This is a genomic window from Streptomyces sennicomposti (assembly GCF_019890635.1).
Classification (GTDB): Bacteria; Actinomycetota; Actinomycetes; order Streptomycetales; family Streptomycetaceae; genus Streptomyces; species Streptomyces sennicomposti.
In genome coordinates this window covers 42,718-62,237 of sequence record NZ_JAIOAB010000037.1, presented here as the reverse complement: position 1 = coordinate 62,237, position 19,520 = coordinate 42,718, and the positions used below count along the sequence as shown (strand labels likewise).

Below are 19,520 nucleotides of genomic sequence, written 5' to 3'. Positions count from 1 at the left end.
GGCGGCGTTCAGTCGCGCGGGCGGTCACCGCGTGCGTGGCCGTCGCCCGGCCGGTCGCCGCGCGGGCGGTGGCGGCCTCGGAGTGCCAGGGTCAGGCAGAGCACGGTCGCGGCCACGGCGAGTGCGGCGGGCAGTCGGGACCAGGAGGTGTCCGCGACCGGCGCGTGGGCGGCGAGCAGGACCACCGTGCTCGCGGCGGCGGCCGCCACCGCCGGGGTCGCCCGGGGCCCGTCGCCCGGAGGTGCCGTGACGCCTGCCGTCCACGCGTCGGTGACGAGCAGATAGGCGAGCAGCAGCGCGGCGACGCAGACGACCAGCCAGGTCGGGGGATCAGTGACCGCGGCGAGGGCGATCGCGGCGGCCGGCAGCACGGTCGTCCTGCGGCGGGCCGCCACCGTCCACCAGCGCATGGAGGTCCGCACGGGACGCGCGTCGACCATTGGAGCGGCCCACCACGCGGCCGCCGCCACCGCGAGGACGAGCACCTTGACCGGCAGCCGCGCGTGCCAGACGGCCGGCGGGTCGCAGGCGGCGACGGCGAGGGCCGTGCCGAGCAGCCGGTCGGTGAGACGGGAGGTGACACGGGACAGGAGCAGACCGGCCCGGCTCCCGGCGGGGCGCGGCTCCGGTCGTGCGGCGGGGGCGGTGCTCATCGGCTCCCTCCGCGGATGCGGGCCCGCAGCAGCGGCGCAAGAGCGAGGTCGAGGCTCTCGCCGGGGCGGTGGGCGACGACCGCGATGCCGCGTTCCACGAGGGCGAAGCGCATCGCGTCGCGGTCGGCCCGCCACAGCCGCAGCGCGAGTTCGCCCTCGCTGTCGCCCGCCTCCACGACCGGATCGCCGGCCGGGATCTCGATCACGACCATCGGGTTCGCCCGCTTGCGCACCTGGTGCAGCACCTCGAGGATCCGCTGGTCGGTCAGCGGTGTGACGACGTACACCAGCGCCCCTTCGGGCAGGGCGGGCGGCGGCAGCGAGTCGAGGCCCGCCGCCCGGTGCGCGAAGTCCTTGCGGACCGCCAGCACGCTCTCCACCACACGGTAGAAGTACCCCTGGCCGCCGCCCGGTCGCAGCCAGCGGGTCGCGCCGCCGACCGACACCACGCCGACCCGGTCGTGGGTGCGCAGATAGGCGCGGACCAGCCCGGCGGCGGCCCGGAAGGTCTCGTCCAGCGTGGAGGCGCCGGTGGCGGGATCGACCACGTCGGCGAGCACGTCCAGCAGCACCACCGTGTCGGCCGTGCGCTCTGCGGCGAACCGGTGGACCTGGAGCGCGCCGCGGCGGGTGGTGGCCGGCCAGTGGATCCGGCGCTGCCGCTCGCCGCGTACGTACGGGTGCACGCCGGTGACCTCGACGCCCTCGCCGCGCTGCGCCGAGGTGTGCTCGCCGATCCGCTGCGGCAGCCGGACCGGGACCGGTGTGAGGCGGGTGTGTCCGGGCACCGGGAACACGGCGACCTCGCCGAGTTCGGCCCGCACGGTGCGCCGGGCCAGTCCGCCCCGGTCGTAGACGTCCACGTCGACCGTGCCGAGCGTCCAGCGGCCCCAGCGCCGCGGCGTCAGGACGAGTTCGACGTGGTGCGGGCCGACCGCGAGACGGTCGAGCCGGACCCCGTGCCCGAGGACGACGCCGGGGTCCAGCCGGCCGGCCTCCCCGTCGCAGGTCACCGCGATCCGCACCCGCACCTGCTCGCCCTCGAAGCACCGTCGCGGCTCCACCTCGGCCTCGGCCGTCACCGCGCCGGTGCCCGGTCCGCCGGGTAGGGCGAGCGCGAGCAGCACCAGCGGGACGGCGGCGAGCGCGAGCACCCAGGGCCGTCCGGTGAGCAGCGCGGCGGACAGCGCGACGACGGCCAACGTGCCCAGGCGCAGCGCGCGTTCACCGGCGCGCCGGCCGGGCGGGGGCGGCGGCGGTGGTCCGGTGGTCACGTCCAGGCGGCCGTCCAGGGCCCGCCGGACGGTGGCGGCCGCGCGGGCCGGCGCGGGCTCCGTCATGACGCGACCGGCGTGCGCGGCAGCGTCCGGGGCGCCGGCACGGACTGCGTGATCTCGCGGATCACGTCGTCGCCGTCGATCTGCCGCACCCACAGCTCCGGCTTGAGGGTGACGCGATGGGCGAGGGCCGGCACCGCCACCGACTTGACGTCCTCGGGGACGACGTAGTCCCGCAGGTCCAGGACGGCCCGGGCGCGGGCGAGCTGCACCAGGGCCAGGCCGCCGCGCGGGGAGGCCCCGACCTGGATGTGCGGGTGGGCCCGGGTGGCGCCGACCAGCGCGACGACGTACTCCAGCAGGTCGTCGTCCACCTCGACGCGTTCGACGGCGGCCCGCATGGCCAGCACCTCGTCCGGACCGCTGAGCGCGCGCAGCACGGCCTCGGGCGCGGCCCGGTCGAGCCGTGCGCGCAGCAGGTCCGTCTCCTGGGCGGCCGTCAGATAGCCCATCCGCACCCGCAGCAGGAACCGGTCGAGCTGCGCCTCGGGCAGCGTGTACGTGCCCTCGTACTCGATGGGGTTGGCGGTGGCCACGACCACGAAGGGCTCCGGCAGCGGCCGGGTGCTCCCGTCGACGGACACCTGGGACTCGGCCATCGCCTCCAGCAGCGCGGCCTGGGTCTTGGGCGGGGTGCGGTTGATCTCGTCGGCGAGCAGCAGATGGGTGAAGACGGGGCCGGGCCGGAACACCATCTCGGCGGTCCGCTGGTCGTAGAACGGGGCGCCGGTGACGTCGGAGGGCAGCAGGTCGGGGGTGAACTGGATACGGCGGAAGTCCAGGCCGAGGGTGGTGGCGAAGGAGCGGGCCAGCAGCGTCTTGCCGAGTCCGGGCAGGTCCTCGATGAGGACGTGGCCGCCGGCGAGGATGCCGAGCATCACCAGGGCCAGCGGTTCCGCCTTGCCGACCACGGCCGTGCGGATCTCGTCGAGCACGGCCGCGGCCCGTTCGCCGGCCTGCCGGGGGGTCAGGACGTCGGGGGCCGGGGTGGGCTGCGGGCTGGTCACGGTCTGGGTCCTCCCGGGGCGGGGTCGGGGTGTGCGGGTGGCGGGGCGGCGGCGGTGCGGCCGGTCACAGGGCTTCCAGGCGGTCGAGCAGGGCGCGCAGGACGGGCTCGGGCGGCGTGGGCCCGGGGGCGGCCGCGCCGGGGTCGATCCACGGCCACAGCTCGGCGCCGACCAGCGCCCGGGCCCGCTCGGGGCTCCGGTGCATCGCCACGCCGTGCCGTTCGGCGAGCCGGGCGGCGAACAGCCGCTGCAACTGGGGCCGCATCACGGCGCGGAAGTGCGCCGCCCCGTCCTCGGCGAGGGTGTCGGCCACGAGACGCCGCCATGCGCCGAGCGCCGGCGCCCGGCCGCTCAGCAGGCGCACCGGCTTGCGGTGGCCGCTGTCCTGGGCGGCGCCGCCCGCGGCATGGCGCCCCAGCGCCAGCGCCACGACGGTGACGAGCGCGAGGCCGCAGCCCGCGGCGGCGGCGCCGTCGGCCGCCGCGAGCAGCGCCACGGCCCCGACGGCGACGGCGCCCAGGACCGTCAGCGAGTGCCGTACCGAGCCGGGTTCGCCGAGCGCCGCGCCGACGAGGGCTCTGATCCTCGCGGGCGCCTTCACAGCGCGTCCGCCACGGTTTCGGGCTCGCCCGTGCGGGAGCGCAGGTCGTGGGCGATCTCGGCGAGCGCGGCGGCGGCCCGGTCGCGGTGGCCGCCGTCCATCGGGTGAGTGGAGTAACGGGCCTCGCGGAACAGGGCGGTCAGCTCCGCGGCGGCCCTCGGCGGCAGGCCGTCGGCGACGGCCCGCTCCAGCAGGTCCTGCGGGCTGTCCGAGGCGCGCCGGGCCGTGCCGGAGTCGGCGAGCGAGGTCTCCATGGCGGCGTAGCAGGCGATGACGGCCGCGCGGGCGCCGGCACCGTCGAGGAGGGCGCGGCGCCCCGAGTCCACGGCCTCGGCCAGGCGTTCCCGCTCGTCGCCGAGCGTCGCGTACGTCGCCGGGCTCCCGGGCTCCGGCGGCCGGGTGAGATACCGCCACAGGTACACCCCGGCGATCACCGCGGCCACGGCGAGCAGGGCGGCGCCCAGACCGAGCAGGACCGGCGTCACATCCAGGTGTGAGCTGTGATCGCCGGGTTCGGCGGGCGTCACGGGCGGCTGGGTGCGCACCGGGTCCCGCCGCTCGACGGGCCGGTGCGGCGCCCGCCCGCCCCCGGGGTCGCCGCCGGACGAGCCGAACCGGTGCAGGGCCAGGACGAGCACCGGGAGGACCAGCGCCACGGCCGTCAGGACACGGCTCACGCCGTCCGCCAACCGCTCTTCCACCGGGGTGAGTTCGCGGCCCGTGCGCAGCTGCTCCAGGTACTTGCCGCGCAGTGCGAAGCCGCCGAGGAACGCCAGCAGGGCGAAGCCGGTCACCACGAGGAAGTTGCCGCCGAGCGGCCCGCGGCCCGCGGCGAACAGTCCCGCGCCGGGCCGCAGCAGCAGCGCCGCCAGGGCGGTCCCGCCCACGACCAGCACCGCCGACGCGGCCTGTGCGGCGCCGACCGTGCCCCGCCGCCGTCGCCCGCCCGCCGTACGCCCCCGCCCCACGGCACGCCCCCTCCCTCGTGACGCGCAGCTTCGCACATGGATCGCGAGCATGTCAGCAGCGGGGCTCCGCTCCCGGGCGTGCGCCCGGCCCGACGCCGGGGGAATCCCGCCGGGCACCCGCCCCTCAGCCGTCCCCCCGCGCCCGCAGCAGCAACAGGGCCACGTCGTCGGCGCGTTCCCGGGCCGCCGCGCTGTGCCGCACCAGGCAGTCCGCCAGCTCGTCCAGCGGCGTCCGCCCGGCCTCGCCGAGCCGTTGCCCCAGTTCGGCGAGGGCGTCCTCGATGTCCACGTCCGGCGACTCGACCAGCCCGTCGGTGTACAGGACGAGCACCGAACCGGGGGCGAGGCCGACCCGGGTCGTCGGATACGTGGCCGCCGGGTCGATGCCCAGGAGCGGGCCGCCGGCCAGGTCGAGCACCCGCACCCGGCCGTCCGGCCGTCTCAGCAGCGGCGGCGGATGCCCGGCCCGGGACATCACGGCCGAGCCGTCGGCCGGATCGAGCCGCAGATACAGACAGCTGGCGAACAGCTCGACGCCCAGGTCCATCAGCAGCCGGTTGGTGCTCCGCATGACCTCCTGCGGCTCCTGGCCCACCGTCGTGAACGCGCGGACGGCGGTGCGCAGTTGGCCCATCAGCCCGGCCGCCGTCACGTTGTGCCCCTGCACGTCCCCGATCACGGCGGCGGGCGGCGGGGTGGGCACCAGGTCGTAGAAGTCCCCGCCGATCTCCATCCCCTGGGTGGCGGGCAGATAGCGCGCGGCGGCGTCGAAGCCCGGCACCCGCGGCAACGAGTGCGGCAGCAGCGCCTGTTGCAGACCGTGCGCCAGCCGGTGCTTGGCGTCGTAGAGCCGGGCCCGCTCCAGCGCCTGCGCGATCAGACCGCCCAGACTGGTCAGGACGGCGCGCTCGTCCGCCGGGAAGGGGTGCGGTTCGGCGTAGGCGAGCACACACGTGCCCACCGGCCGCCCGGAGGCGATCAGCGGCAGGTACGCCCAGGCCGCGAAGTCGTCGCGCACCGCGTACCGCACCGGGTACAGCCGCTCCAGCTCCTGCCGGGAACTGAAGAAGGCGGGCGCCCCGGTGGACAGCACACGTGTGCTCGGGGTCGGCGCGGACAGCGGGGTACCGTGGAACTGCTCGACGGCCCGGCGGTCCCGGTAGCCGCGCTGCCCCAGCACCTGCAGCCGCCCCGACTGCGAGCCGAGGATCATCAGGGCCTGGCTGCCGACCGCGGGCACGATCTCGTCCGCGACCAACTGCACCACGTCCCGTACCCCCACCGCCTCGGTCAGCGCCCCGGCCAGGCCCAGCACCCGGGAGATGGTCACCAGGCTGGACGGTGAGGTGCCGTCGCCGGGCCCGGGCGTGCCGCGGCCGAGTTCCGCCACCGCCCGGGCCCGGCTGATCCGCACGCTCAGCCCGGTCGTGCTCGGGTACAGCCGGAACGACAGCCAGTCGCTCGGCGGCCGCAGCGCCACGAACGAGGTGACGTGCTGGCTCAGCAGCGCGCCCCGGTAGCGGTCCTCGTACATCGGGTCGCTCAGCCACGGCACCGACGTCCACAGCCGGGTGCCGAGCAGCTCGGCGACGGGCAGGCCCAGCAGGTCGGCCGCCGCGGTGTTGGCGAAGGAGACCCGGCCGTGCAGATCCAGCGCGGCCAGCCCGTACGGCAGCCGCGACACCATCCGGGCCGCCTCCACCGCGCCGAGCGAGCCGGCCGTGCCGCCGGACGGCCCGGTGCCCAGCAGATCCGGCTCCGCGAGCACCGGCCGGCGCTCGGCCGCGGCCCGCTCCAGCCGCAGCGCCAGCCGGTCGCAGGCGGCGCTCAGATGGTCGCGCTCCCAGTCGGACAGCACCGGCGGATGCGCGGCGGGCCAGGTCACGAACACCGCGCCGTACGCGGCGTCCCGGGTGGCCAGGGGCAGCGCGGCCAGGGCGAAGGGGTAGGGCAGGACGACGGCGATCCGCGGATAGCGGCGCACCATCTCCTCCTCGCCGCTCACCCAGATCAGCCGCCGCTCGCGCAGCGCCTGCGCCACCGGGATGGGGGCGCTCAGCCCGACCCGCTCCCAGGGCGCGGCGAAATCGCGCGGCATGCCCGCCATCACCGCCATCTCCAGCACCGGCTGGTCGGGGGCGAGCAGGTAGACCGCGCCCGAGTGGGCGTGGACCTCGTCCAGCATGGCGGCCAGGGCGAGGGACAGCAGCGGCCGGCCGGCCGCACCCCGGGCGGCCGGCGGCGGCTGTCCCGGACCGCGCCCGTCGGACACGCCGACCACCTCCTCGTACCCGTCCGGCCGCGTGACGGGCCCCAGGGATCAAGGTTCCCCCTTCCCGGCCCGGCGCGCACGGCGAGCGGTGCGTACGGCGCGTGGCGCGCACGCCGGGGCGGCCGGCCGCCGGAAGCCGTACGCGTCGTAGGACAGGGTGAGGACGCGCCGCCGCGCCATACCCACTCGGCCACGGTCCATGCCCCCACGGCCGGAGCGCACGCGGGCGGACAAGCGCCACGAGTGCGCCCCCGCGCACCCCGATGGCTGGATCTCCGCGCACGGTGGGGGCCCGCGCCCCCAAGAATTGGGCACGCGCTGACCATCCACGGAAAACCGGTGCAAGGCGAGCTGAAGGGGGCGGCAGTGATCCGGGTACTTCTGGTGAACGACGCATGTCTGGTGCGGTCTGTCATGGCGGAGTGGCTTCGCCGGGAGCCCGACCTGAAGGTGTACGACACACCGTGGCGCAGCGCGGCGGCACGGGCACGCGCCGTCCGGCCCGACGTCTGCGCCGCCGACCTCGACCACGCCGACGCGCACGGGCTGCCGCCGCTGGGCGACCTGTGCCCGCGCGGGACGGTCGCCGGCCCGCCGCGCCTGCTGGTCCTGACCGGCGCGGACCGCCCCGGGCTGTTACGGCGGGCCATCGAGGCGGGGGCGCTCGGCTACGTCGACAAGAAGGGTTCGCCGGACCGGCTGGTGCACGGCATACGCCGGGTCGCCGCGGGGGAACGTTTCGTCGACGACTCGCTGGGCTTCGGCTTCGTCAAGGCCGCCGAGATGCCGCTCACCCGGCGGGAGCTGAGCGTGCTGTCGCTGGCCGCGGAGGGCGCCTCCGTCGCCGAGATAGCCGGCAGCCTGCACCTGTCCCACGGGACCGTGCGCAACTACATGGCGGCCATCACCCGCAAGACCGGGGCGCGCAACCGCATCGACGCGATCAGAATCTCGCAGGGGGAGGGGTGGCTGTGACCCGGGCGGCGGACGTGCTCGCGGGTGCGGAAGCCGGTGGCCGCGGGGGCGACCAGTCGCCGACCAGTTCGCGGTAGAGCGCGGAGCACGCCAGCAGCTCCTCGTGGGTGCCGTACGCGGTGTCCCGCCCGTCCATGACCAGGACGCGGTCCGCGCGCCGCGCCGAGCTGACCCGGTGGGCCACGATCACCAGGGTGCCGCCGGGCCGGGCGGCGAAGGCGCGCTCCGCGCGGGCCTCGGCCTCCGGGTCCAGATGACAGGTCGCCTCGTCGAGCAGCGCGAGCGGGGCGGGGGACAGATAGGCGCGGGTGAGCGCGATCAGCTGGCGCTCGCCCGCCGACAGCGCCGCCGGGTCCACCGGCGCGGCCGGGCCGCCGAGGCGGTGCAGCAGCCCGGTCAGGCCGACCGCGTCGGCCGCTGCGAGCAGCTCCGCCTCCGGGACGGGGCCGGGGCGCAGGTGGAGGAGGTTCTCGGCGAGGGTGCCGGAGTGGACGTACGCCTCCTGCGGGATGAGCACCCGCCGCGCGGCCGCCGCCGCCCCCGGCACGGGCGACCCGCACACCCGGATCTCGCCGCGGGCCGGCTCCAGCAGCCCGGCCACCAGCGCGGTCAGCGTGGACTTCCCGATCCCGCTCGGCCCGACGACCACCAGATGGCCCCCGTGCGGCACGACCAGATCGAAGTCCCGCAGCACGGGCTCGCTGTGGGGGCCGTAGGCGAAGGTGACGCGGGAGAGGGAGAGCGCGGGCTCCGGGGGCCGCCCGGATGGCTCGCGGGGGCCGGTTCGTTGCGGAGTTCCGGCGCTGCGGCCCGCCTCGAACGGCGATTCCCGGCCGCCCGGGAAGGGGCGCTCCGCGCCGGGCGCCGGCCCGTACGCGGCGGGCGGCCGAGGCTCCGGGGCGGACGGTCCGGCGGGCGCTTGCGGCGGGAGCAGACGGCGCAGGACGACCGTGAGACGCGCGCCGCTGGTGCCGAGACCGTGGATCAGATTGTGCAGGGCGGGCAGCAGGGACTGGGTGACGTAGGCGAGGGCGCCGACCAGGGCGCCCGGAGTGACGTCGTGGGCCAGCAGCCAGGGCGCGGCGGCCAGCAGCAGCACGACGGGCAACTGGCCGCCCAGCGCCAGGGACGCCACCCGGACGACACCCCAGCGGGCCAGCGCCTGTGCCGCCCGGCGCTCCGCCGCCACGCACCGAGCGACGTCCGCCGCGATCCGCTCCTCCGCGCCGAACGCCGTCACGTCCCGCAGCCCCGGCGACACCGCGCTCAACCGCTCCGCCAGCGCCTCGTCCGCCACCAGGTACGCCTCCTGACGCCGGGCCAGCGGCCGCAGCGTCGCCGCGAACACCGCGACCCCCGCGAACAGCGGCGGCGCGACGACCAGCAGGAGCAGCGGCGCCAGCGAGAACAGCCCGACGAGCGCGCCGGCCATGGCGACCAGGAAGGACCGGGAGACCAGCACCAGCCCGGCGAAGGTGTCCCGGGCGATCTCCACCTGCTGGGTCAGCCGGGACAGCGCCCCGCTGTCCGCCTCCCCGACCCCGCGCGCCGCCACCCGCCGCACCAGCCGGTCCCGGAACGGCTCGACCAGCGCCGCCACCGCCCGGTAGACCCGGCCGGTGCCGTAGGCGCCCGCGACGACCCCGAGCCCGGCCACCCCCAGCCAGGCCAGGCCGACGCCCGCCCGCCCGGCCAGGAACCCGTCGTCCATGGCGCGGGCCAGGGCGTAGCCGAGCAGGAACGTCTGCCCGGTCTCCAGCACCGACCACCCGCCCAGCCGCGCCAACTCGCGTCCGTGGCCGCGCAGAAACCGCAGGGCACGGGGCGCGCGGGGGGCGTGCGCGGCACGGGGTTCTCGGGTCACGGGCGTGCTCCGTTCGCCGGGCGCGGTGAGCTGGTGAGGTGCGGTGGGCCGGGGGCGGGGGCGGGGGCGGGGGCGTCCGCCGCGCGTGTCGCCTCCGCCGTGCGCGTCGCGTCCGCCGCCCGCGTCGCCTTCGCCGCGTGTGTCGACGCCGACGTGCGCGTCGCGTCCGCCGCGTGTGTCGACGCTGCCGGGCCGCGCGCCGCGCCGTCCGTCCCGCCGGTACCCCCGCCCGTCCCGCCGGTGCCGCCGTCCGTTTCGTCGGCACCGCTGATCGGGATGCCGCCGCCGGTCGCGGTGGCGTCGCCGATCGGGTCGGCACCGCCGGGCGTGGCGGTGCCGCTGGTCCCGTCGGCGCCGCCGCTTCCGTCGGCGCCGTCCGTCGCCGCCGCGCCCTCCGCCTCCTCCGCGCCCTCCGCGTACTCCCCGAACACCCGCCGGTACTCCGGCTCCCGCCACAGCCGCGCGTGCGGGGCGAGGGCGCGCACCCGGCCGCCGTCCAGCCAGGCCACCGCGTCGGCGCGGGCCGCCGTGGCGGCGCGGTGGGCGACCACGAGACGGGTGGCGGCGACGTCGCCCTCGGTCAGGGCGCGGGTGATGCGGTGCTCGGTGATCGTGTCCAGGCTGGAGAGCGCGTCGTCCAGGACGAGCAGCCGGCCGCCGTGCGCGAAGGCGCGGGCCAGGCCGAGCCGCTGGGACTCGCCGCCCGAGCGGGGCGTGTCGGCCAGGGCAGTGGCGTAGCCCTCGGGCAGCCGGCGGACGAAGGCGTCCGCGCAGGCCGTACGGGCCGCCTGCCGGACCCGGTCGGCCGGGGGCGCGCTCACCCCGAGGCCGATCGCGTCCTGGACGGTCGTGCCGAGCAGCACCGGCCGCTCGAAGGCGTAGCCGACCGCGCGCCGCAGCTCGTCGTGGGCCAGCTCGGGCAGCGGCACGCCGTCCAGCAGCACCTCCCCGGCGTCCGGGTCGGCCAGGCGTCCGGCGAGGGCGGCCAGCAGCGACTTGCCCGCGCCGGACCGGCCGACCACCGCGAGGGTCGTACCGCCGGGCACGGTGAGATCGACGCCGGCCAGCACCGTGCGGTCGCCGCGCCGCGCGGTCACCCCGCGCAGCTCCAGGCGGCCCGGACCCGGCGGCAGCGGACGGCTGCCGTGGCCGGGCGCGGGCTCGGCCAGGATCTCGCCGAGGCGTCCGGCCGCCGCCCGGGCCCGGACCAGCGCGGCGAGCTGTCCGACCAGCACTCCGGCGCCGGTCGCGAGGACCGCGTACCGGGAGGCGGCCAGCACCTCGCCGACGGTCAGCCGGTGCCGGGCCAGCAGCAGCCCGGCGACGGCGACGACGGACAGTTGCAGCAGCGGGGCCACGGCGACCGCCCGGGCGGCGGCCCGGCCCTGCGCCCGCCACATCAGCCGTCCGGCCCGGGACAGTTCGGGCAGCGGCCGCAGGACACGGGCCGTCTCGCGGTCCTCGGTCCCGGCCGCCCGGATCGTACGGGCGCCGCCGACGGCCTCCGCGAGCGCCGCCGCGATCCGCCCCTGCACGCGCTGGTACTCGGCCACGCAGGCCGAGGAGTCGCGGGCGAAGGCGCGCAGCAGCAGGGCGAGCAGCGGCGCGCCGGCCAGGAACACGGCGGCGAGCCACGGATCGATGAGCCCGAGCGCCACCACGCCGCCGACCGGGCCGGCCAGGGCGGCGGCCGAGGCGGCCAGCGCGGTGGGCGCCGTCCCGGCCTGCGCGGCGCTGCCCACGAGCCGGGCGACCAGCTCGCCGGAACCGAAACGGTCGGTGGCGCGCGGGCCGAGGGCGAGCACGTGCCCGGTCAGCCGCCCGCGCAGCCAGGCGGTGGCCCGCGCGTCGGTGGTGCCGTGGAGCACCGCCTCCGCCATGTCGAGGAGCGCGAGCAGCAGGACGAGCCCGGCGGAGTACGCGACCCAGCGGCCGGCCGGGGCGCGGGTGAGCAGCAGATCGAGGGTACGGCCGAGCACGGCGGGCAGCAGCAGCCCGGCCCCGGCCGCCCCCACGCCCACCAGGCACAGCAGGGCGCACCGCACGGCACTGTGCCGCACGGCCGCCCGCAGCAGAGCCCGGCCCGGCCCGGTTCCGCCGCTCTTCCCGGGGCGGGGCATGGCCGCGTCGGCGGCGGCCGGCGTGCTGCCGGGCGCCGACGGTGTGGGCGGCGTCGCGGAGCCGGGCGGCGGTTCCGGGGCGGACCGCGGCGCGTGGCCGGGCCGTGGTTCGGGGCTGGGCGGCCGTTCGGGCCTGGGCGGCGGCGTCATACGGCGGGGCCTCGCATCCTGGGGCGGACATGGGGCTCCGGACGGCCCTCCCCCGTGGGGAGGGCCGTCCGGAGCCGGTAAGGCACGATGTCCGTCAGAGACAGAGCAGAACGCTCGCCGCGCTGACGCAGGACAGCAGGCTGACGGTGCTCGCGCCGCCGCCGCCGTTCAGCTCGTCGGACTCCATCGTCTGCAGGTCGAGAAGGGCCATGTCATGTCCTTTCGGTAGGCGTCCCGGGAAACCCTTGCTGGGGACGGGGGTTGTGTCACGACTCCGCGTGGTCGCGGGGCCGCGTCTGTGAGGGCCGCCCGAGGGGCGGCAGGAACGGCAGCCGGGCGGGCCGCTCGCCGTCGAGTGCCGCCGCGAGAGCGAGCAGGCACCCGGCCGTTCCGGTGGCGAGGTCCATGGAGAGCCGCATCATCTGGTGGCCGGGGAAGGCCAGTTGGCCCTGGTACGACATCGCGTACCAGCCGAGTGCGGCGACCTGTTCGGTCAGCCGCCGGTCGGTGGCGCCCGGCGCGGTGGTGCGGCTGAGGTGCAGGATCATTCCGGCGCGGCCCTGGAAGAGGCCGGGCTGCGCGTAGAAGCGGGAGGTGGCGGCGGTGAGGATGCCGGCGCGGGCCTGCTCGAACTCCTCGTCGGCGGCGTGCGCGAGAAAGTCGTCCAGGACCATCCCGATGCCCACGCTGCCGTCGCCGAGGTAGGGCAGGGTCCGCCAGCCCTCGTCGACCTCCAGGCCGTTCCCGCTCTTCTGCCGCACGCACTGCGCGAGGTCCCGGCGCAGGGCGACGGCCGCGGCGTCCAGCCACTCGCGTTCGCCGGTCAGCTCGAAGTGCCGCAGCAGGAACAGCGCGGGTCCGCTCGCGCCCCGCAGCAGCCCGGCCCGTTGCCGGGGCGTGTCCGGGACCGGCTCGGCGAGCCGGTCGGCGAGGATGCGGGCGGCCTCATCGGCCCGTGCGCGCAGCTCCTTCTCGCCGGTCGTCTCGGCCAGGCCGTCGAGGACCAGGCCGAGTCCGGCGAGCCCGCCGCGCAGGTCGGAGGAGAGGTTCTGCCACCGTTCGCGGAGGATGCCGTCCACCAGGTCCAGGGCGCGCTGCCGGTGGCCGAGGCGGTCCAGGACGTGGGCGACGCCCGCGAGTCCGTCGTACAGGCCGAACGGGGTGCCCGCCGGGGGCGGCGCGGTGCGGGCCAGCAGCCAGCGCTCGCCCTCCTCGTAGCGTTCGGCGCCGCACTCGGCCAGCGCGTGCAGCACGCCGGCCGCGCCGTGCGCGAGACCGAGTCCGCCGCCGTCGGAGAACTGCGCGATGTCGCCCGGGAAGAGCCGGTCGGCGCGTTCGGGGGTGGCCGAGGCGAGGATCGCCTTGACCATGGAGTCACGGCTGTAGGGCCAGTCGGCGGGGTCCACGAACGAGGCGGCCCGGGCGCCGTCCGGCAAGGTCGCACGCCCGCCGGCCGCTCTGCCCGCACGCCCCTCGGCCGCCGCGCCCGTACGTCCGCCGGTCACCGCGTCCGCACGCCCGACGGTGGCCGTGACCGCCCGGCCTGCCCGCTCGTCCCGGTCCGCCGCGTCCCCCGCGCCGTCGGCGTCCGCGCCCGCACCGCCGCCCTCCGGGCCGCGCACCTCGCGGGTGATCTCCGCGACCGCCTCCGCGAGGAACTCCCGCGGCACGTCCGGGAACTGCTCGGCGATCACTTCCGCCAGATGCGCCGCCTTGCCCCGGTCGACCACGAACAGCGTCGTCACCGGCAGGAACAGGGCGAGCCGCAGACACGCCAGCGCGTAGCGGTCCACGTCGGGGCCGGTGCGGTCCGGCGGGGCGAAGAAGCCCGGGTGGGCGACCACCTGGCGGCCGTTCTCCGCGGCCGGCGCCGCCGCCTCGAAGTCCAGCAGCGACACCGACTCGTCGTCGGGCCCGACCATGATGTTGAACACGTGCAGATCGTTGAAGACGATGCCGCGCTCGTGCACCGCCGCCACCGCCCGCTCCACCGCGCCGTGCACGCGCAGCGCCCACGCCGTGTACGCGGCGACCGCCTCGGGGTCCGGGTCCGGGGTGAGCAGCGGATGCCGTTCGCCGAAGTAGGAGTTGAGGGGCTTGCCCTCCAGGAAGTCCATGACCAGGAAGCGGTGCTCGCCGAGGGTGAACCAGTCCCGCACCTCCGGCACGACGCCGGTCCCGGAGACCTGCTCCAGCGCGGCCTTCTCCCGTTCGAGGCGGGTCACCGCGTCCGCGCCGTCGGCCGCCAGGCCCGCGTGCGGCCGGCCCTCCTTGAGGACCACCCGCCGCCCGTCGCGGGTGTCGGTGCCCGCGTACACCCCGCCGCCGTTGGAGAAGTGCAGCGCCTTCTCGATGCGGTACGGCAGTTCGCCGACCGTCGTCGTGTTGCGCGCCGCCAGGTGCGGCTCCAGGAAGGACGGCAGCGTCACCCACTCGGGGACCTGGAAGGACGGCGCCCGCCGGTCCGCGACCAGCCGCCCCTCGCCGTCGCGCACCGCCGGCACCAGCGAGCCGCGCTCGTCCACGACGAAGACCCGCGCGAAGGCGCCGTAGCGGACGTACAGCGGTCCCTCGCCCCAGCGCAGATCGGTGAGGATGTACGGCCCCTCGAAGCCCTCCAGGAGCGCGCCCAGCTCGCGCAGCACCTGGTGCAACTGCTCCTCGTCGGCCGGGTACAGCGTCACGAACTTGCCGCTGGTGTCGCGGCCCGCGTACTTGGTGTTGCGCAGGTGCAGCAGATGCGGCCCGGGGACGAACTTGAACGGGATCCGGCGCGGCACGCAGTAGTCCCAGACGATCGAGGCGATCTCGTCCGCGTTGGTCCGGGTCGCCGAGGCGTGCACCTTCCAGCCCTGCGCGGGGCCGGGCTCGGGCCGGCCGTCGGCGTCCAGCGGGGTGAGGGTCAGCCAGTCGCCGATCCGTGCCGCGTCCCACCCCTCGGGCACCGCGCGCCGGGCCGTCCCGTACAGCGGCGCGGCGGTCCGCTCTCCCTGGGACAGCCGGTCGGGCGTCTCGTAGAAGTGCGGATCGGCGAGCGCGTACACCTCGTAGCGCTGGTCCATGTCCGTTCCCCTCCCTGGTCGGCACCGAGCCTTCCAGCCGGGCGGGGGCGGCCGACAGTCACGACTGTCACCAGACCACCGTGCAGAACGCACGCGTCAAGATCTGTTCGAAAGGACGGCCCGGGAGCCGTTCGAAAACCCCGGCGAGGAGGAGCCCGGTCCGCCGGACACGCCCGCCGGAACCGGGCGGAACCTGCTGTCACAGGGGCTGCGCCGGGCTGCGATACGCGCTGTAATGGCCAACGTGGTCAGTGAGGGCACTACGGCACGCGGAACGAGGACTTCGCGGCTGACGCGTGCCGAACTCGCCCTCGCGACGCTGGCCGCCGGGCTGCCCGCCCCCGAGCGGACGCACAGCGTCCTGGAACAGACCCTCGTCTTCACCGGCGCCGCCTTCGCGGGCCTCTACACCCCCGGCGGCGGCGACGCCCTGTGCCTGGCGGACACCGCCGGGGTGCCGCGCACCCTGTACGGGCTGCGCGACACCTACTCCCTGACCGGGCCGTCCCCGCCGGCCGACGCCCACCGCACCGGCCGGCCCGTGTGGCTGGGGCCCGAGGAACTCGCCGCCGGGGCCGACTCCCGCCGGATGCCCGCGGGCGACGTCTCCCTGGCCGCGCTGCCCCTGACCGGCGGGACGGGCGGCTGCCTGCTCGTCGTCACCGAGCGCCCCGGCGGCTTCGACGACGAGGACCGCGCCTGCCTCCGCCTGATCGCCGAGGCCGTCGCCTGCCCCGCGCCCGCGCGCACCCCGCGCGCCGGCGAGCTGCCGCCGGGCGGGTTCGGCCTCGCCATGGACACCGGGCGCGTCGACGTGGACGACGACGTCCTCGGCCTGTTCGGCATCGACCGCGCCGACTTCGACGGCAAGGTGGAGACGCTGCTCGCCCGGACCGTGCCCGAGGACCTGCCCTCGCTGATGTCCGTGGTCGAGGCCGACCACATGTCCATCGGCGAACGCGAGCTGGAGTTCCGCGTCGTACGGCCCACCGGCCCGCCGCGCTGGCTGCGGCTGCGCGGCCGGCTGCTGCCCGGCGGCGAGGGCCGCCCCGCCCGCCTGGTCGGCACCGTCGCCGACGCCTCCGCGCTGCGCTCCGGGGTCACCGACGTGGCCCGCGTCCAGCGGCTCGCCGCCGCCCTGGCCACCGCGGGCACCGTCCGCGACGTCAGCCAGGCCGTGGTGGCCGCGCTGCGCAGACCGCTGCGCGCCGACCGGATCGCCCTCGCCGAGCTGGAGAACGACCGGCTCGTCGTCACCGTCCTCGACCCGCCCGAACCCGAGGCCTGGCCCGAACTGTGGCGCCTGGAGTGGCGCAGCGAATGGCCCGACGCGCCCGTGCGGGCCATGCCCACGCTGGCCGCCGCGCTGCGCGAGGGCCGGGCCAGCATCTGGCCCGCCGGGACCGCCCTCGAACCCGCCCTCGCCGAGGTCGGCCCGGGCGGCCTCGCCGTGCTGCCGCTGCCCGCCGGCGGCCGGATGGCCGGCGCCTGCCTGATCGGCTGGGACGCCCCGCACGACTTCGGCCCCGACGAACGCGCCCTGCTCACCGCCTCGGCGGGCCTGGCCGGGCAGGCCCTGATGCGCGCCCGCGCCTTCGACGCCGAACACGAACTCGTCGCCACCCTCCAGCGCACCCTGCTGCCGCGCCGGCTGCCCAGACTCCCCGGCGCCGAGGCCGTCGCCCGCTATCTGCCCGCGACCGCCGGACTGGAGGTCGGCGGCGACTGGTACGACGTGATCCCGCTGCCCGACAACCACGTCGCCCTCGTCATCGGCGACGTCCAGGGCCACAGTGCGGGCGCCGCCACCCTGATGGGCCAGATGCGCACCGCGCTGCGCGCCTACGCCGTCGAGGGGCACCCGCCGGACGTGGTCGTCTCGCACGCCAACCGGCTCCTGCTGGACATGGAGACCGACCTCTTCGCCACCTGCGCCTACGTCGACGTCGACATGGAGGCCGGCACCGCCTGGTGCGTGCGGGCGGGACATCTGCCGCCGGTGCTGCGTCACCCGGACGGCGGTACCGAGATCGTGCCGGCGGAGGGCGGGCCGCCGCTCGGCGTGCAGAGCGAGGCCGACTTCCCGATGACCCCGGTCAGGCTCCAGTCCGGCACCGTGCTCGCGCTGGCCACCGACGGTCTCGTGGAGTCCCCGGACGCCGACATCGACGTGGGCATCGACCGGCTCGCCCGCGGCCTGGCCGGCGCCGACCCCGGCCACCTCGGCCTGGTCGCCGACGCGCTGCTGACCGGCGCCCGCCGCGACGACGACATCGCCCTGCTCCTGATGCGCTACGACGGCCTGGCCGTACGCCCGCTGCGGGAGAGCTGGACGGTGTGGCGGGTCCCCGAGGCGGTCCGGCACGCCCGCCGCTTCACCCGGCGCACCCTGCGCGCCTGGGGGGTGACCGAGGAGACCGACGCCGCCCTGCTCGTCGTCTCGGAACTGGTGACCAACGCCCTCGTGCACACCGAGGGCCAGGTCCGCCTGGACCTCACCCTCGTCAGCCACCGGCTGCGCATCGCCGTCGCGGACGGTTCGCCGCGTACGCCGGTCAAGCCGCCCAGCATCGGCTGGGAGGCCACCGGGGGCCGGGGCATCTATCTCGTCGAGGCCCTGTCCGCGGCCTGGGGCACCCTCCCGGTGGGCGGCGGCAAACAGGTGTGGTGCGAGCTGCCGCTGCGGGGATGAGCGGGCCGGGTCGTGTCGCCGCGCGGTGTGTCACGGCGCGGGTGTGTCACGGTGCACGGTGTGCCGCGCGCCCCGGTCCTGAGGTCTCGAGTCGCCGCTCACCCCCGCGGTGCTTACGGTCGATAGGTGTCCCACACTTTCGAAGAACTGGTGGCCAAGCAGCGGGCGGCCGACGAGGCGCACACCCGCGTCGAGCACCTGCGCGAGATGTACGGGCCGCCCGCGCAGGTGCGGTGGACCGCGCTGCAGAGCGAGACCTACGAGACGGCCGTCCGGGCCTGGCGCGACCTCGCCCGCGACCTCCAGGCCGCCCTGGCCGACTACGCGCACACCACGGGCAGACCCCGCCCGGACGTCGAGTCCGAGGTGGCGCGAGCGGCCTATCCGGACGGCGGCTGAGCGTCCCGGACCGCGGGCCACGCCAGGTATCCGCCGGTCGCGGGCGGGTACCCGGGGCGCATGGACACCAGCGGGTACGTAATGGCGGCGGGCACGGGCTCGGTCGTCGGGATTCTCCTCGTGGTCATCGGCGGTCTGATCGTCGTCGGCCTGCTGATCTGGGCCGTACGGCTCGGCATCAAGGTCAAGCAGCGCGAGCCGAGGACCCCCAGGGGCGGCGAGCATCCGACGCGGCCGGACTCCGGGCCGGTGCACGAGACCCATCAGCGGCGCGAACCGGACGAGGTCCCGCGCGCCGAGGAGACCGGCCGGCGCCTGTCCCCGCACGAACTGGGTTCGCCCGGCAGCAGACGCAGCGACGACCAGGACCGGCCGCGCTGGGACCAGGGCTCCGGCGGCTCCTTCGGCAGCGGCGGCCCCGGCGGGACGTGACCCGGGCCGCGCCGCCCGGGTTTGCCCGCGGCGCGCCCGGGGACCCGACCGGCCAGGACGACGGGGGTTCCCCCAGGACCCCGCACCGCACCGGAAGCAGAAAGTGGATGAGGAGCCGTGACCGCGCACACCGTTGAGGCACCGGCAGTCGACCGCCCCGAAACGGGCTGGTCGCAGGCCCGACGGAAGGGGAAGCAGGGCGTACGCACCTGTCTCCCGGCACTCGAGGAGGAGCGCGGCGGCCCCCGGCGAGACCGCAGCGGCCCCGAGTGGAACATCGTGCGGGGCGAGGACTGACAGAGCCCGCACCCCGCGGTGAGCGACACGGGGGCGTCCGGCGCAGCATGCGCCGGACGCCCCCGCACACGTGTGTCAGCCGTGGGTCTTGGCCAGCAGCTCCAGGATCTCCGCGGTGGTGCCCGTCTCGCCCAGGCGCGGGAAGATCCGCTCCACGCTGTTGCGGTGGGTCTCCTCGGCCATGTCGCTCATCGCGTCGGTGGCCAGCGTGACGTGGTAGCCGTGCTCGTACGCGGCGCGCGCGGTGGACTCCACGCCGATGCTGGTGGCGATGCCGGTCAGCACGATCTGCGTCGCCCCGCGGCGGCGCAGCTGCACGTCCAGGTCGGTGCCGTGGAAGGCGCCCCAGTTGTGCTTGGTGACGGTGATGTCGCCGGGGTGGCCGGACAGCTCGGGGACGATCACGTCCCAGCCCTCGGGGCGGACGTGGCCGCCCGCGCCGGACATCTCGTTGCGGCCGGGCACGGCGTCCGCGCCGTCGGCGGCGAAGGAGACCCGGACCAGGACGACCGGCAGGCCGTGGGCGCGGAAGGCGTCGGCCAGCTCGACCGACCGCGCGACCACCTCGGAACCCGGGTAGGGGACGGTCGGCGCGGAGGCGATGCCGGCCTGGAGATCGATCACCACGAGGGCGGTGCGCGGGTCGAGGGTGGTGAGTGCCATTGCTCGGGCCTTTCGGGGGTTGGGGGAG

Annotated in this window: 14 protein-coding genes and 1 pseudogene; 4 read left to right on the top strand and 11 right to left on the bottom strand. The window is 76.7% G+C overall.

Translation table 11 applies throughout. The features are described from left to right. Positions 1 to 8: 8 nt before the first annotated feature. From K7787_RS20505 to K7787_RS20480, 6 genes are all read right to left on the bottom strand, one after another. Complete coding sequence (locus tag K7787_RS20505) at positions 9 to 653, bottom strand: hypothetical protein (RefSeq protein WP_223002478.1); 645 nt, start codon at positions 651 to 653, stop codon at positions 9 to 11. Continuing rightward, a complete protein-coding gene (locus tag K7787_RS20500) occupies positions 650 to 1,993 on the bottom strand; it encodes a DUF58 domain-containing protein (RefSeq protein WP_223002477.1) in 1,344 nt (447 codons plus the stop codon). Before K7787_RS20500 ends, K7787_RS20505 begins: the two co-directional genes overlap by 4 nt. Continuing rightward, positions 1,990 to 2,997 (bottom strand): AAA family ATPase, encoded by a 1,008-nt coding sequence (locus tag K7787_RS20495; RefSeq protein ID WP_223002476.1) that lies wholly within the window; start codon positions 2,995 to 2,997, stop codon positions 1,990 to 1,992. The genes K7787_RS20500 and K7787_RS20495 overlap by 4 nt, the downstream gene beginning before the upstream one ends. Positions 2,998 to 3,061: 64 nt before the next feature. Further along, positions 3,062 to 3,598 (bottom strand): hypothetical protein, encoded by a 537-nt coding sequence (locus tag K7787_RS20490; RefSeq protein WP_223002475.1) that lies wholly within the window; start codon positions 3,596 to 3,598, stop codon positions 3,062 to 3,064. Then, positions 3,595 to 4,566 (bottom strand): DUF4129 domain-containing protein, encoded by a 972-nt coding sequence (locus K7787_RS20485; RefSeq protein ID WP_308036406.1) that lies wholly within the window; start codon positions 4,564 to 4,566, stop codon positions 3,595 to 3,597. The genes K7787_RS20490 and K7787_RS20485 overlap by 4 nt, the downstream gene beginning before the upstream one ends. A 124-nt stretch (positions 4,567 to 4,690) precedes the next feature. After that, positions 4,691 to 6,847: a SpoIIE family protein phosphatase gene (locus K7787_RS20480; protein ID WP_223002473.1), complete on the bottom strand. Its 2,157-nt coding sequence runs from the start codon at positions 6,845 to 6,847 to the stop codon at positions 4,691 to 4,693. Between the two features lie 405 nt (positions 6,848 to 7,252). On the opposite strand from K7787_RS20480, the gene K7787_RS20475 reads away from it, so the two are divergent. After that, entirely contained in the window at positions 7,253 to 7,813 is a 561-nt protein-coding gene (locus K7787_RS20475) for a LuxR C-terminal-related transcriptional regulator (protein WP_019983507.1), read from the top strand. Here K7787_RS20475 and K7787_RS20470 read toward each other — a convergent pair. The 4 genes and pseudogenes from K7787_RS20470 to lanKC all read right to left on the bottom strand — a co-directional run bounded on the left by K7787_RS20470 (position 7,782) and on the right by lanKC (position 15,009). After that, complete coding sequence (locus K7787_RS20470; RefSeq protein WP_223002472.1) at positions 7,782 to 9,677, bottom strand: ATP-binding cassette domain-containing protein; 1,896 nt, start codon at positions 9,675 to 9,677, stop codon at positions 7,782 to 7,784. The genes K7787_RS20475 and K7787_RS20470 overlap by 32 nt on opposite strands. 383 nt (positions 9,678 to 10,060) lie before the next feature. Next, positions 10,061 to 11,797, bottom strand: a pseudogene (locus tag K7787_RS20465) (ABC transporter transmembrane domain-containing protein); the annotation flags it as partial. Between the two features lie 244 nt (positions 11,798 to 12,041). Beyond that, positions 12,042 to 12,158, bottom strand: a complete 117-nt coding sequence (locus K7787_RS20460) for a SapB/AmfS family lanthipeptide (protein WP_019983510.1) — start codon at positions 12,156 to 12,158, stop codon at positions 12,042 to 12,044. Positions 12,159 to 12,213: 55 nt separating this feature from the next. Continuing rightward, positions 12,214 to 15,009, bottom strand: coding sequence for a class III lanthionine synthetase LanKC (gene lanKC / locus K7787_RS20455; RefSeq protein ID WP_223002470.1), 2,796 nt, complete (start codon positions 15,007 to 15,009; stop codon positions 12,214 to 12,216). 235 nt (positions 15,010 to 15,244) lie between these two features. Here lanKC and K7787_RS20450 point away from each other — a divergent pair, with 235 nt between their 5' ends. The 3 genes from K7787_RS20450 (at position 15,245) to K7787_RS20440 (ending at position 18,532) form a co-directional block, all read left to right on the top strand. After that, entirely contained in the window at positions 15,245 to 17,701 is a 2,457-nt protein-coding gene (locus tag K7787_RS20450) for a SpoIIE family protein phosphatase (RefSeq protein ID WP_223002469.1), read from the top strand. Between the two features lie 126 nt (positions 17,702 to 17,827). Further along, the gene (locus tag K7787_RS20445) at positions 17,828 to 18,100 is read left to right on the top strand and encodes a hypothetical protein (protein ID WP_019983513.1); all 273 of its coding nucleotides are present in this window, start codon (positions 17,828 to 17,830) and stop codon (positions 18,098 to 18,100) included. 60 nt (positions 18,101 to 18,160) lie between these two features. Beyond that, on the top strand, positions 18,161 to 18,532 hold the full coding sequence (locus tag K7787_RS20440; RefSeq protein WP_019983514.1) for a DUF6479 family protein: 372 nt from the start codon (positions 18,161 to 18,163) through the stop codon (positions 18,530 to 18,532). A 372-nt stretch (positions 18,533 to 18,904) separates the two neighbouring features. Here K7787_RS20440 and K7787_RS20435 read toward each other — a convergent pair whose 3' ends face one another. Beyond that, positions 18,905 to 19,492 (bottom strand): hydrolase, encoded by a 588-nt coding sequence (locus K7787_RS20435; RefSeq protein ID WP_223002468.1) that lies wholly within the window; start codon positions 19,490 to 19,492, stop codon positions 18,905 to 18,907. Positions 19,493 to 19,520: the final 28 nt, after the last annotated feature.